General features: G+C 69.7%; 12 protein-coding genes. 10 read left to right on the forward strand and 2 right to left on the reverse strand.

All coding sequences use genetic code 11. The annotated features are described in order from the left end of the window. The first annotated feature begins 39 nt into the window (after positions 1 to 39). Complete coding sequence (locus AB7I40_RS16170; RefSeq protein ID WP_428347751.1) at positions 40 to 1464, forward strand: leucyl aminopeptidase; 1425 nt, start codon at positions 40 to 42, stop codon at positions 1462 to 1464. Here the strand turns inward: AB7I40_RS16170 and AB7I40_RS16175 are convergent. Beyond that, a complete protein-coding gene (locus tag AB7I40_RS16175) occupies positions 1461 to 1823 on the reverse strand; it encodes a hypothetical protein (RefSeq protein WP_428347750.1) in 363 nt (120 codons plus the stop codon). The two genes, AB7I40_RS16170 and AB7I40_RS16175, sit on opposite strands and share 4 nt — an antisense overlap. A 110-nt stretch (positions 1824 to 1933) precedes the next feature. On the opposite strand from AB7I40_RS16175, the gene lpdA reads away from it, so the two are divergent. From lpdA to AB7I40_RS16195, 4 genes are all read left to right on the forward strand, one after another. Then, a complete protein-coding gene (gene lpdA / locus AB7I40_RS16180; RefSeq protein WP_428347749.1) occupies positions 1934 to 3322 on the forward strand; it encodes a dihydrolipoyl dehydrogenase in 1389 nt (462 codons plus the stop codon). Positions 3323 to 3368: 46 nt separating this feature from the next. Beyond that, on the forward strand, positions 3369 to 5183 hold the full coding sequence (sucB, locus tag AB7I40_RS16185) for a 2-oxoglutarate dehydrogenase, E2 component, dihydrolipoamide succinyltransferase (RefSeq protein ID WP_428347748.1): 1815 nt from the start codon (positions 3369 to 3371) through the stop codon (positions 5181 to 5183). Between the two features lie 93 nt (positions 5184 to 5276). Then, positions 5277 to 5957, forward strand: a complete 681-nt coding sequence (locus AB7I40_RS16190) for a hypothetical protein (protein ID WP_428347747.1) — start codon at positions 5277 to 5279, stop codon at positions 5955 to 5957. A gap of 39 nt (positions 5958 to 5996) precedes the next feature. Beyond that, the gene (locus tag AB7I40_RS16195) at positions 5997 to 6896 is read left to right on the forward strand and encodes a TIGR01777 family oxidoreductase (protein WP_428347746.1); all 900 of its coding nucleotides are present in this window, start codon (positions 5997 to 5999) and stop codon (positions 6894 to 6896) included. On the opposite strand, the gene AB7I40_RS16200 is transcribed toward AB7I40_RS16195, so the two are convergent. Continuing rightward, positions 6889 to 7395, reverse strand: a complete 507-nt coding sequence (locus AB7I40_RS16200) for a hypothetical protein (protein ID WP_428347745.1) — start codon at positions 7393 to 7395, stop codon at positions 6889 to 6891. The two genes, AB7I40_RS16195 and AB7I40_RS16200, sit on opposite strands and share 8 nt — an antisense overlap. Positions 7396 to 7459: 64 nt before the next feature. Here AB7I40_RS16200 and lipB point away from each other — a divergent pair, with 64 nt between their 5' ends. The 5 genes from lipB to AB7I40_RS16225 all read left to right on the forward strand — a co-directional run bounded on the left by lipB (position 7460) and on the right by AB7I40_RS16225 (position 11910). Continuing rightward, positions 7460 to 8200, forward strand: coding sequence for a lipoyl(octanoyl) transferase LipB (lipB, locus tag AB7I40_RS16205; RefSeq protein WP_428347744.1), 741 nt, complete (start codon positions 7460 to 7462; stop codon positions 8198 to 8200). An 86-nt stretch (positions 8201 to 8286) separates the two neighbouring features. Further along, positions 8287 to 9210: an ABC transporter ATP-binding protein gene (locus AB7I40_RS16210; protein WP_428347743.1), complete on the forward strand. Its 924-nt coding sequence runs from the start codon at positions 8287 to 8289 to the stop codon at positions 9208 to 9210. After that, positions 9207 to 10184: a hypothetical protein gene (locus tag AB7I40_RS16215; RefSeq protein WP_428347742.1), complete on the forward strand. Its 978-nt coding sequence runs from the start codon at positions 9207 to 9209 to the stop codon at positions 10182 to 10184. Before AB7I40_RS16210 ends, AB7I40_RS16215 begins: the two co-directional genes overlap by 4 nt. Before the next feature lie 63 nt (positions 10185 to 10247). Further along, positions 10248 to 11201: a lipoyl synthase gene (lipA, locus tag AB7I40_RS16220; protein WP_428348109.1), complete on the forward strand. Its 954-nt coding sequence runs from the start codon at positions 10248 to 10250 to the stop codon at positions 11199 to 11201. A 10-nt stretch (positions 11202 to 11211) separates the two neighbouring features. Further along, complete coding sequence (locus tag AB7I40_RS16225; protein ID WP_428347025.1) at positions 11212 to 11910, forward strand: DUF4191 domain-containing protein; 699 nt, start codon at positions 11212 to 11214, stop codon at positions 11908 to 11910. The last annotated feature ends 150 nt before the right edge of the window (positions 11911 to 12060 follow it).

The raw sequence follows: 12060 nt of genomic DNA on the forward strand, positions 1-12060 counted from the left end.
CGTGGTCGTCGGAATCCTCACCTCTGCCAAGGGCCGGTGGTGGTCACCGGCGCCGAGGACGTCTCAGCGGCGTGGGGGCGCAAGTTCCGACCCCTGCTGGCCTCGCTCGGGGTCACCGGCAAGGTCGGCGAGATCGTCAAGCTTCCCACCGCGGGGCTCGTGAAGACCCCCATGGTGGTCCTGGTCGGCCTCGGCAGCGAGCCGGATGACAACGCCCTGAGGCGGGCAGCCGGAGCCGCCTCGCGGGCGGTCACCAACGCCGCTTCGGTCGCGCTCGCGTTGGGCGCGCAGGATGCCGCCGGCGTGCGCGCCGTCACCGAGGGCTGGCTGCTCGGCGGCTACACCTACACCGAGCACAAGAGCCAGACGGCAGCCGACCCGACCGAGCCCAGCGAGGTCGTCGTCCTCAGCTCAGGCGCCCGGCAGCCCGAGCTCGTGGCGGCGTTCGAGGCGGCGCAGGTCCTCGCCGCCGCGGTGGCAACCACCCGCGACTGGGTGAATCGACCGCCCGGCGACCTCACCCCGCCCAAGTTCGCCGACGCCGTGACCGAGGCACACGGCGCCTTCACCAAGGCGCAGCCGCGACGCGGCGGGGCCAAGGTCGCCATCACCGTGCACGACGAGCAGCAACTGGCCGAACTCGGGTGTGGCGGCATCCTGGGCGTGGGTCAGGGCTCGGTCGCTCCTCCGCGGCTGGTGGAACTGACCTACGCCCCCAAGGGGGCCGTGGCGCACCTGGCTCTGGTCGGCAAGGGCATCACCTTCGACTCCGGCGGGCTGACCATCAAGCCGGCCCAGTCGATGGGCACGATGAAGTGCGACATGGCGGGTGCGGCCACTGTCATCCAGGCCACGTTCGCGATCGCGGCGCTGGGTCTGCCGATCAAGGTCAGCACGTTCGCCCCGATGGCCGAGAACATGGTCTCGGGCAACTCGATCCGCCCCGGCGACGTCCTGACCGCTGCCAACGGCAAGACGGTGGAGGTGCTCAACACCGACGCCGAGGGACGCCTGGTGCTCATGGACGCGCTGGTCCGGGCCGCTGCCCTCGAGCCTGACGTGATCCTGGACGTCGCCACGCTCACCGGCGCCATGGTGGTCGCCCTCGGCGAGAAGATCGCTGGCGTCATGGGTTCCGACGAGGTGGTCGAAGGTGTGCTCGCGGCGGGCACGTCGGCAGGCGAGGCTCTCTGGCCGATGCCGATCCCCGAGGAGATGCGCGAGCGGATCACCAGCAGCAAGATCGCCGACCTCGCCCAGCACGACTGGACGCGCTGGGGCGGTGGCCTGTTCGCGGCCGCCTTCCTGCGCGAGTTCACCGACAGCCGGCCCTGGGCCCACATCGACGTCGCCGGCCCGGCGTACAACAACGGCGGTCCCGCCGGACACGTGACCTCGGGAGGCACAGGCTTCGCCGTGTCCACCCTGGTCGACTACGCCCGCTCGTTGGCCGCCACCAGCTAGCGCTCCTGGCGCTTCTGACGGCTGTTGTAGTCCCGCATCCGCTGCGGGATGCCGACCACGGCCGCGTCGTACGACGGCACCTGGTGCTTGTTGGCGAAGGTGTGGGCCCACTTCACCGACGGCACGCGCCGTCGGGTCCACTCCCCGTCGTGTGCCACCAGCAGGAGCGTCACGTCGGAGACTGCCGTGCGGGGCTCCACGAACCCCTCGACCCCTCGCCGCGTCGACACGAACTCGCGCAGGTGCTGCTCGTCCGCGCCGTCGGATGCGCGCACGGTCGTGGAACCCGTGCCGCGGCCATCACCGTCCGGGCGTCGCATGCGGCCAGGTCTGCGTCGAAAGCGATCGAACAAGCTCATGGACCAAGTGTGCCGCGCCGGACCAGTAGGCCGGTGTGGACAGGCTGGGAAAGAGTGCAAAGATGGTGCGCGCGACCGATACATCTCATCGATTCCGGGAGGAATTCCGCGTGGCCGACGAGGCTGGCAATCAGTTCGATGTCCTCATCCTGGGGGCTGGATCCGGTGGCTATGCCTGCGCACTGCGCGCCGCCCAGCTCGGTCTCTCGGTGGGCCTGGTCGAGAAGGGTGACCTCGGTGGCACCTGCCTCCACGTGGGTTGCATCCCGACCAAGGCGCTCCTGCACGCGGCCGAGGTCGCCGACGCCGCTCGGGACTCGGAGCAGTTCGGCGTCCGGGCCACCCTCGAGGGCATCGACATGGCCGGCGTCAACTCCTACAAGGACGGCGTCGTGTCCCGGCTCTTCAAGGGCCTGGCCGGTCTGATCAAGGGCCGCGGCATCACGGTGATCGAGGGCGAGGGTCGCCTGACCGGACCGCACGAGGTGACCGTGGGCGGTGCCACCTACACAGGGGCTCACCTCGTCCTGGCGTCAGGTTCCTACTCACGTTCCCTCCCGGGGCTCGAGATCGACGGCACCCACGTCCTCACCTCCGAGCACGCGCTGCGCCTCGACCGGGTGCCCCGGTCCGTGATCGTCCTGGGCGGCGGCGTCATCGGGTGTGAGTTCGCCAGCGTGTGGAAGTCGTTCGGCGCCGACGTGACCGTGCTCGAAGCGCTGCCCCGACTGGTGGCCGCCGAGGACGAGGCCTCCTCGAAGGCCCTCGAGCGGGCCTTCCGCAAGCGCCGCATCACCGTGCGCACCGGCACCCCCTTCCAGTCGGTCAAGACCACCGACGACGGTGTCGCGGTCACCGTCGAGGGCGGCGAGGTCATCGAGGCCGAGCTGCTGCTGGTGGCCGTCGGCCGTGGTCCCTCGACTGACGGCCTGGGCTACGAGGAGCAGGGTGTCGAGATGGAGCGCGGCTTCGTGCTCACCGACGCCCGGCTGCGCACCAACCTTCCCGACGTGTTCGCGGTCGGCGACATCGTCCCCGGCCTCCAGTTGGCCCACCGAGGATTCCAGCAGGGCATCTTCGTCGCGGAGGAGATCGCCGGACTGGCACCGGCCACCATCGACGAGACCGGGATTCCCCGGGTCACCTACTCCGACCCCGAGATCGCCTCGGTCGGGCTCAACGAGGCAGTGGCGATCGAGCAGTACGGCGCCGACGCGATCGAGTCTCTGACCTATGACCTGGGGGGCAACGGCAAGAGCCAGATCCTCAAGACCCAGGGTTTCGTGAAGCTGGTGCGGCGCAAGGACGGTCCGGTCGTCGGCATCCACATGGTGGGCGCCCGGGTCGGCGAGCTCGTCGGCGAGGCCCAGCTCATCTACAACTGGGAGGGCTACGCCGAAGACGTGGCTCCTCTCATCCACGGTCACCCGACCCAGAACGAAGCCCTCGGCGAAGCGCACCTCGCGCTGGCCGGCAAGGCTCTGCACGCGCACGGCTGAACAGCAACCGCACTATCACCGAAACGAAGCGAGCGAAGGAATACCTATGGCGACCGAAGTCAACCTGCCAGCACTGGGCGAGTCCGTCACCGAAGGTACGGTCACCCGCTGGTTGAAGCAGGTCGGTGACACGGTGGCGGTCGACGAGCCGCTGCTGGAGGTCTCGACCGACAAGGTCGACACCGAGATCCCCTCCCCTGTCGCCGGCACCCTCCTGGAGATCAAGGCCAACGAGGACGACACCGTCGAGGTCGGCGCCACCCTGGCAGTCATCGGTGACGAGAGCGAAGGCGGTGGTGACTCCGGCGGCGCCGAGGTCCCAGCCGAGGCTCACGCCGAGGAGACCGCCGAGGCGACCCCGGAGCCGCAGCAGCCGGCCGCCGAGGCGGAGCCCGAGCCGACGCCCGAACCCGAGCAGCCCGCCGAACAGCCCGCTGAGCCTGCCGAACAGCCCGCGGCGTCCTCGGGTGGCTCCGGCACGCCGGTGACCCTTCCTGCACTGGGTGAGTCCGTCACCGAAGGCACCGTCACCCGCTGGCTGAAGCAGGTCGGCGACAGCGTCGCGGTCGACGAAGCCCTTCTCGAGGTCTCGACCGACAAGGTCGACACCGAGATCCCCTCCCCGGTGGCCGGCACCCTGCTCGAGATCAAGGTCGCCGAGGACGAGACGGTCGAGGTCGGTGCCGAACTGGCCATCGTCGGATCCGGTCAGCCCGCAGCGCAGACCGAGCCCGAGCCCGAGCCGACCCCAGAGCCCGCGCCCGAGCCCGAGCCCGAGCCGACCCCAGAGCCCGCGCCCGAGCCCGAGCCGGAGCCCGAGCCGGAGCCGGAGCCGACCCCCGAGCCGACCCCCGAACCTGCCGCCGCCGCGCCAGCGCCCCCGGCTCCGCAGGCGGCGCCCGCGGCCCCGGCTGCTCCGGAGGCGTCAGACTCCGGCACCTACGTGACTCCGCTGGTGCGCAAGCTCGCTTCCCAGCACGGCGTCGACCTGGGGTCGCTGTCCGGCACCGGCGTCGGTGGCCGCATCCGCAAGCAGGATGTCCTCGACGCTGCGGCTAAGGCGAAGGAGGCTGCCCCGGCAGCCGCTCCGGCCGCCGCAGCACCCGGAGCTCCGGCCGCCGCGGCTGCACCTGCCGTGACCCCCTCCCCGCTGCGCGGCAAGACCGAACCGCTGAGCCGCCTGCGCAAGGTGATCGCCAGCAGGATGGTCGAGTCGTTGCAGACCAGCGCGCAGCTGACCACCGTGGTCGAGGTCGACGTCACCTCCATCTCGCGGCTGCGTGACTCGGTCAAGGCCGACTTCGCGGCGCGCGAGGGCGTCAAGCTCTCGTTCATGCCGTTCTTCGCCAAGGCCGCCATCGACTCGTTGAAGGAACACCCCCGGGTCAACGCCTCGATCGACACCGAGAAGGGCGAGGTCACCTACTACGACCGTGAGAACATCGCGATCGCCGTGGACAGCGAGAAGGGCCTCCTCACGCCGGTGATCAAGGATGCCGGCGACCTGTCGATCTCGGGGCTGGCCCGCAAGATCGCCGATGTGGCCGACCGCACCCGCAACAACAAGATCACCCCGGACGAGCTGTCGGGTGGGACGTTCACGCTGACCAACACCGGCAGCCGCGGCGCGCTGTTCGACACCCCGATCATCAACCAGCCGCAGGTCGCGATCCTCGGCACCGGCACGGTGGTCAAGCGTCCGGTCGTCATCGACGACGCCAACCTGGGCGAGACCATCGCCGTACGCCAGATGGTCTACCTCGCCCTGACCTACGACCACCGCCTGGTGGATGGTGCCGACGCGGCCCGATTCCTGACCGACGTGAAGCAGCGTCTCGAAGCCGGGCAGTTCGAAGTCTGACCCGTCGTTACCGGATCGGGACCGGAAGGCTGTATCTCCCGTGACTGAGGCCTCCTAGTCTGCCTACTTCAGGGCAGACGGGAGGCCTCGTCCATGAGCAGTGTTCGAAGCCTCGTTCTCGGTGTCGTCGTCGGAGGAGCACTCCTGACCGGCTGCAGCGCGGGCGAGGAAGCGCCACGGTCCTCCCCTGCCCGGGTCTCCCCCTCGACCACGGTCTACATGCCCCCCGAGGTCCCTCTCGAGTCGATCCTCATCCAGGGCGACCCCACCTCGACCTCCCTCGACGTCCCGGATCGTGCCTTCGCGCATGCCGCCGCCCGACTGTCGGAGCACTACGGCGAGGACTACCTGACCCAAGGCACCCCCGGGACCGGGAGCCGGGGCTACTGGGTGGTCCTCACCGAGCGACCCGACAAGTGGGCCATCACGCTGCTGGCGCGGTTGCCCGTCGACGTCGAGGTGAAGTACGGCGCCCCGGCCACCCGCACCGAGCTCGAGGACGTCAGGGCCGCGCTCCTGTGGGTCCTGGAGTCCCACGACGAGGAGTTCGCCCAGGTCACGGCGGCACCCAGCCGTTTCGCCACGAGGATCGTGGTCCACTACGGACTGGTCGTCGACGACACCCCGACTCCGAGACGTGACGACGCCCCCACCGACCACCTGTCCAGCTTCGACCAAGCGCTGGCCGCAGCCGCCGCCAAGTCACCCGACGGGACCCTGGCACTGCCGATCCGATTCGTGCACGATCCGGCACTCGACGAGCCGTCCGGGTGAGCCACCGGCGTCTGTGCAGCACCTGCCTACGCTGACACCATGCGCATCGTGATCGCCGGCGCCTCCGGCTTCCTGGGTACCCACCTCTCCACCGCTCTCAGCGGCCGCGGTCACGAGGTGGTCAAGCTGGTGCGCCGGGAGACCACGGCGAGCGGCGAGTCCACGTGGGACCCCTACTCCGACCAGATCGATGACACCGTGATCGCGGGGGCCGACGTGGTGGTCAACCTCGCGGGTGCCCCGACCGTCGGCAACCCCCACTCCAAGAAGTGGGCCAGTGCGCTGCTGGAGAGCCGGGTCACCACGACCCGCGTGCTGGCCGAGCACATCGCCCGGGCAGCGACCCCGCCGGCGTACGTCGCAGGCAACGGCATCTCCTTCTACGGCGACCACGGACCCCAGGTGGTGACCGAGCAGAGCGACAGCCGCGGGGAGGCCCTGCTGACCCGGGTGGCTCGCGAGTGGCAGGACGCCGCGCAGGCGGCGGTGGCTGCCGGCGCGCGGGTGTGCGTGGTCCGGACGGCGCCGGTCATGGACCGGCGCAGTGCGCCCCTCAAGCAGCTCACGCTCCTCTCGAAGCTCGGACTCGGCACCCGGCTGGGGAGCGGCTCGCAGTACTTCCCGATGGTGTCGCTGCGCGACTGGGTGGGCGGTGTGATCCACCTCGTGGAGCACGACTCGGCCGCCGGGCCGTTCAACCTGTGCTGCCCCCAGACCCCGACCAACCGCGAGTTCACCGACACCCTCGCCCGCCAGGTCGGGCGACGAGCCTTCCTGGCGGCGCCCGCGATCGTCATCGAGAAGGCCGCCGGGGACATGGCACCCGAGGTCCTCGGCTCGGTCCGCGCCGAGCCAGCGGCACTGCTCGCCACGGGCTACACGTTCCGTGACGAGGACGTCAGCGAGGTCCTCAGGGCGGGCCTGGCCAGCCTCACCTGACCTCGCGGACCCGCCAGGTCGGGCCGACCCGCACCAGCTCGATCGTGTGCCCGCTGGCGCGGTCGCGCGGCAACGTGAACCGGACCCCGGGACCGACGGCAGCGGCTCGGACGACCCGGTCGGTCACGGCCAGGACGATCCGGGACTCAGAGCGGGACCGCACGTCCGCCGAGAGCACCTGGGTGCGCATCCCCCGGACCACGAGTCCGCGCGCGGCGTACTGCCGGAGCATCGCCACGTCGGCGGCCCCGCTGGCGCTGTCCTCGGTGTAGAGCTCGGCAAGCGCGGACCGGTCGCCCCTCGCCCAGGCGGCGGCTCGACGACGATCCCAGTCGTGCAGCACGCCGAGCGCCTCGGCCTGCGCGACCGTCCGCTCATCGTCCGCGCTCGGACCGGAGGGGTCCTGGGCGGTGGTCCCGACCTGCCACAGGGAGGTAGCCAGCACCGCACCGATCACGGTGAGGACCACCCCCAGCAGAATCGAGCCTCGCAACGTCACGTCCCCAGCCTGACGGATCCCGGCCGGTCGTGTTTCGGTTCATCCACAGGGTTAGGCTCGTGCGGTGAGCCTTGAGCACCAGGTCGCCGGTCTCGGTGACGACGCGGTCGACTACCTCGCCGCGTGGGACCTTCAGCGCGATGTCCACGCCCGCGTGGCCGGCTCGGAGCAGGGAGACACCGTCCTGCTGCTGGAGCACCCGCCGGTCTTCACCGCGGGCAAGCGCACCACGCCTGGCGAGCGTCCGTTGGACCCCGGCGGCGCCCAGGTCATCGACGTCGACCGCGGCGGCAAGATCACCTTCCACGGTCCCGGTCAACTGGTGGGCTACCCCATCGTCCGGCTCCCGGAGCACGTCAAGGTCGTCGACTACGTACGCCGCGTGGAGGAGGCACTCATCGGCGTCTGCGACGACTTCGGGGTCACCACAGCCCGGGTGCCGGGCCGCAGTGGGGTGTGGCTGCGGGCCGACGATCGCGGACCGGAACGCAAGGTGGCCGCGCTCGGCATCCGGGTCAGCCGGGGCGTCACCATGCACGGTTTCGCCCTCAACTGCGACGTGGACCTGGGCTGGTACGACCGCTTCGTGCCCTGCGGCATCGCCGACGCCGGGGTCACCTCGTTGAGCAAGGAACTGGGCCGGGACGTGAGGGTCGCCGAGGTCCTGCCCAGTGTTCGTCGCCACCTGGACGACCTGCTCGCCTGGGCGCCGTACACCCCGACCCCCGACTACGAACCCCGCCCCGACCCCGGACGACTTCCGCGCATCGAACTGATCTCTCCTGGCCTGTCGGCCCAGGCCTGACCGGCGCGCCGCCACGTCCTGGTGAGCCGCGGCTGGCACCATCGTCGGACCATCGACGGCAGGGGGATGCCAGGTGCGAGACCGGCATGAGTGACTTCGTGATCGAGACCGAAGGCCTACGCAAGGAGTTCCGTTCGCGCCGCGGTGAGCTCCGCGTCGCGGTGCAGGACCTGGATCTGGCCGTGCCCGCGGGTGGGGTCCACGGCTTCCTGGGACCCAACGGGTCCGGCAAGACCACCACGATCCGGATGCTGCTCGGGTTGGCATCGGCGACCCGCGGCACCATGCGGCTGTTCGGCGAGTCGGTCCCTCATGGCCTGCCGAGCGTGATCGACCGGATCGGCGCCGTCGTGGAGTCCCCCAAGTTCTCTCCCAACTTCACCGGTCGCCAGAACCTCCTGCTGCTCGCCCGCAGCATCGGCGCACCGGCGAGCCGGGTGGACGCCGCCCTCGAGACCGTCAGCCTCGAGGGCCGTGACAAGGACCGGTTCAAGGCCTACTCGCTCGGCATGAAGCAGCGGCTCGCGATCGCTGCCACCCTGCTCAAGGATCCGCAGCTGCTGATCCTCGACGAGCCGACCAACGGCCTGGACCCGGCCGGCATCCGTGAGATCAGGGAGACGATCCGCACCCTCGGCGAGTCGGGGGTCACCGTGCTGCTGAGCTCCCACATCCTCGCCGAGGTGCAGCACGTCTGCACGTCGGCGACCATCATCGGCAACGGCCGCATGCTGGCCTCGGGGGCGGTGGACACGTTGATCGGCGCCGGTACGGCGTACCGCGTGGTCACCGCCGACCAGGCTGCCAGCAGCACGGTGCTCACCGGTGCCGGCCTGACGGTCACGACGCTCGACGGTGCGCTGCAGGTCGACTCCGACCAACCCTCCGAGATCACTCGGCTCCTGGCCGGCTCGGGGATCTACCTGTCCGAGCTCAGCCCCGTCCGTGCCGATCTGGAGACCGTCTTCTTGGAGCTGACCGCTGCCGACACCCTCGGGGGGAAGTCATGAGACTGCTCGGGGTCGAGCTCACTCGCCTGCGGTGGCGCCGAGCCGTCGTGGTCCTGCTGGCCGCCTGTGTCCTGGTGCCGGCGGTCATCTTCGCCGGTCTGGCCTGGAACACCCGGCCCTTCAGCGATGCGGACATCGCCGAAGCGCAGGTCCAGGTCGACCGGGACACTCAGGACCCTTACTACGCCCGGGAGCTCAAGCGCTGCGTCAACCACCCGGAGAACTACGGTTACGACCCCGCGGACCCAGAGCTCGAGAGTCAGTGCCAGGCCGCGGTCATGCCGTCGATCGACAACTACCTCTACCGGCCCCAGCTCAACGTCGCCGAGGAGCGAGAGAACAGCGGGGTCGCGGTCATCACGATCCTGGTCGGGCTCGTCATGCTGATCGGCACCACGTTCGCCGGCAACGACTGGGCCAGCGGCTCGATGAGCAACCAGCTCCTTTTCGAACCGCGCCGGATCAGGGTCTGGCTCGCCAAGGCTGCGGCGGTCTTCCTGACCGGCCTTGTCGTCAGCGCAGCGGTGCTGGCGGCCTACTGGGGGGCGGTGGCTCTGCTGGCGTCCTCGCGCGACCTCACGACGTCGGCCCACACGTGGGAGCTGCTGCGCAACTCCTCGCTGCGCGGCGCCCTCCTGGTCGCGCTCGCGGCGCTGGGCGGCTATGCCCTGACCATGCTGTTCCGCAGCACCGTGGCCACGCTGGGCAGCCTGTTCGCCTTCACCGTCGGAGGATCGCTGCTCATCGTGGGGATCATCGGTCCCGGAGCCGAGAAGTGGCTCCTGCCGACCAACTTCCTGGCGGTGCTCAACAACGGGGTCAGCTACTACTCCGACGCCGCGTGCGGGGTCAACGGGGAAGGGTCCTGCCAAGCCCACTTGAGCCTCACGCACGGGGCGGTCTACCTCGGCATCCTGCTGGTGGCGGCGGTCGTGCTCTCCCTGTGGTCCTACCGGCGTCGCGACATCCCGTGAGCCCCGTCTCGGAGCGCCGCACGGGAATTGGGTGCCGCTACCGCGCGGCGTAGAGTTCTCAGGGTGACTCAAGCCCCCGCATCTGATGGCAGGAAGCTGCTCCGACTCGAGGTCCGCAACGCTGAGACCCCCATCGAGAAGAAGCCCGAGTGGATCAAGACCCGGGCGAAGATGGGGCCTGAATACACCGAGCTGATGAACCTGGTGAAGGGCGAGGGTCTGCACACCGTCTGCCAGGAAGCCGGCTGCCCCAACATCTATGAGTGCTGGGAAGACCGTGAAGCCACCTTCCTGATCGGCGGCGACCAGTGCACCCGCCGCTGCGACTTCTGCCAGATCGACACCGGCAAGCCGCAGCCCCTCGACCGCGACGAGCCGCGTCGGGTCGCGGAGTCGGTGCAGAAGATGGAGTTGCGCTACGCCACCATCACCGGTGTCGCCCGCGACGACCTGCCCGACGGTGGTGCCTGGTTGTACGCCGAGACCGTGCGCAAGATCCACGAGCTCAACCCGGGCACCGGCGTGGAGAACCTGATCCCGGACTTCAACGGCAAGCCCGATCTGCTGGCCGAGGTCTTCGAGTCCCGACCCGAGGTGCTGGCCCACAACGTGGAGACCGTGCCGCGGATCTTCAAGCGGATCCGCCCGGCCTTCCGCTACGACCGATCCCTCGACGTGCTGACCCAGGCCAGGGCGTTCGGCCTGGTCACCAAGTCCAACCTGATCCTGGGCATGGGTGAGACCCGCGAGGAGATCTCCCAGGCGCTGCGGGACCTGCACGAGGCCGGCACCGAGCTGATCACGATCACCCAGTACCTGCGCCCCTCAGCGCGGCACCACCCCGTCGAGCGGTGGGTCAAGCCGCAGGAGTTCGTCGAGATGGCGGCCGAGGCTGAGGAGATCGGGTTCTCGGGCGTACTGTCAGGCCCACTGGTCCGTTCGTCCTACCGGGCCGGACGCCTGTACCGTCAGGCCCTGCAGAACCGTGAAGAGTCACTCGCCGTCACCACCCAGTAAAGGCTCAGCCATGTCGACCCCCGTTGCTCCTGAGGACCTCAGCCGTCGTCAGCAGTTCGTCCAGACCTACAAGATGGCGAAGAAGAGCGATCCCCGGATCGGTCTCTGGTCGTTGCTCGCCTTCCTCGTGGTCGGCGCGGTCGGCTTCGCCGTGTTCTGGTTCCTGCCGGGCCCGAACCTGTTCTTCGCCATCCCCGGCGGGTTCGTGTTCGGGACACTCGGCGCGCTGATCCTGTTCGGGCGCCGTGCCCAGGCTGCGGCGTACTCGCAGATGGAGGGCCAGGTCGGTGCGGCAGCGGCAGCCCTGAAGATGTTGCGACGTGGGTGGAAGACCGATCCCGCGGTGGCGTTCACCAAGCAGCAGGATGTCGTGCACCGGGTGGTGGGTCCGCCGGGGATCATCCTGATCGGTGAGGGCAACGCCAACCGGCTCCGGCCGCTCATGGCCACCGAGCGGCGCAAGCACGAGCGCGTCGTGGCCGATACCCCTGTGCAGGAGCTCATCTGCGGGCGCGAGGAGGGTCAGGTGCCGTTGACCAAGTTGTCGCGACACCTCACGAAGATGAAGCGTGCGGTGAAGCCGGCCGACATGACCGACATCCTCAACCGCCTCAAGGCCCTGGACGCCAACCGCTCGGCCATCCCGCTGCCCAAGGGACCGCTGCCCACCTCGATGAAGGGCTCGCGCCAGAACATGCGCGGCCGCTGATCATCCTCGGTGATCGCTTGTCCCTCGGTGATCGAGCAGGCCCCTCGGTGATCGCTTGTCCCTCGGTGATCGAGCAGGCCCCTCGGTGATCGAGCAGGCCCCCCGGTGATCGAGCTTGTCGAGATCACACCCCCGGCACAACCGCCCCCT

The organism is Nocardioides sp. (assembly GCF_050246775.1).
GTDB lineage: Bacteria > Actinomycetota > Actinomycetes > Propionibacteriales > Nocardioidaceae > Nocardioides.

Bases quoted from the DNA above. Each gene is read 5' to 3' on its own strand.
- AB7I40_RS16195 (WP_428347746.1), top strand. From the start codon at position 5,997: ATGCGCATCGTGATCGCCGGCGCCTCCGGCTTCCTGGGTACCCACCTC.
- sucB (WP_428347748.1), top strand. From the start codon at position 3,369: ATGGCGACCGAAGTCAACCTGCCAGCACTGGGCGAGTCCGTCACCGAA.
- AB7I40_RS16225 (WP_428347025.1), top strand. From the start codon at position 11,212: ATGTCGACCCCCGTTGCTCCTGAGGACCTCAGCCGTCGTCAGCAGTTC.
- AB7I40_RS16190 (WP_428347747.1), top strand. From the start codon at position 5,277: ATGAGCAGTGTTCGAAGCCTCGTTCTCGGTGTCGTCGTCGGAGGAGCA.
- AB7I40_RS16215 (WP_428347742.1), top strand. From the start codon at position 9,207: ATGAGACTGCTCGGGGTCGAGCTCACTCGCCTGCGGTGGCGCCGAGCC.
- AB7I40_RS16175 (WP_428347750.1), bottom strand. From the start codon at position 1,823: ATGAGCTTGTTCGATCGCTTTCGACGCAGACCTGGCCGCATGCGACGC.
- AB7I40_RS16210 (WP_428347743.1), top strand. From the start codon at position 8,287: ATGAGTGACTTCGTGATCGAGACCGAAGGCCTACGCAAGGAGTTCCGT.